This is a genomic window from Drancourtella massiliensis, from assembly GCF_016900655.1.
Lineage (GTDB): Bacteria > Bacillota > Clostridia > Lachnospirales > Lachnospiraceae > Sellimonas > Sellimonas catena.
Map to the genome: position 1 here is coordinate 1 of NZ_JACJKH010000136.1, position 243 is coordinate 243.

The 243-nt window shown below is 52.7% G+C and carries 1 rRNA gene; it reads right to left on the bottom strand.

Features of this window, described 5'->3' with window-relative positions:
- Positions 1-137 precede the first annotated feature (137 nt).
- A 5S ribosomal RNA gene (gene rrf / locus H6A32_RS16080) occupies positions 138-243 on the bottom strand; the annotation flags it as partial.

Consider the following 243-nt stretch of genomic DNA (forward strand, 5'->3'; position numbering starts at 1 on the left):
GTTTGCGTGCCTGCACGCGACCGAGCAGCCTGGCTGCGAGGTGTAGTGTCGACACTTCTGACTGATTTTTATCAGTCATATGAAATCTGAAGTTTTCTTCAAACCTCATATCACAGATAACATTTTTCTTTTTTTGGAGCTGGCGGCCACCTGCTCTCCCACACCGTCTCCAGTGCAGTACCATCGGCCGTCTGGGGCTTAACCATCGTGTTCGGGATGGGTACGGGTGTTTCCCCCAGGCGC